This window comes from Flavobacterium xizangense, from assembly GCF_054075145.1.
In genome coordinates this window covers 1-273 of record NZ_JBSIPG010000099.1, presented here as the reverse complement: position 1 = coordinate 273, position 273 = coordinate 1, and the positions used below count along the sequence as shown (strand labels likewise).

The 273-nt window shown below is 30.0% G+C and carries 1 protein-coding gene; it reads right to left on the bottom strand.

The genetic code is table 11. The features are described 5' to 3' along the window. Nucleotides 1-39 precede the first annotated feature (39 nt). Nucleotides 40-273, bottom strand: a 234-nt coding sequence (locus ACWA1B_RS22680; protein ID WP_456910873.1) for a DUF5683 domain-containing protein, incomplete at its 5' end; no start/stop codon positions are given.

The window sequence follows — 273 nt, the reverse complement described above, 5'->3', positions numbered from 1 at the left end:
ATAAAATTTTTAAAAAATTCGTGAATTCGTGGCTATTTTTTAAAAAGTATAATTTAGAGCAAATCCAAAATCATTTTCTGCTGTTATATCATTTTTTATAACTGCGGGTTTAAATGCTAATCTTTCATCCACATTAAATTGAGACAATGCGGCATCAATATTCGCATCAATAATATTTAAAACGTAAAAACCGACCATAAACAAAGCAGACAAATCTCTGTTTCTTTGAAACTGTTTTTGCGCCGTAATTAATTGGCTTTCGCTTAACCTCGC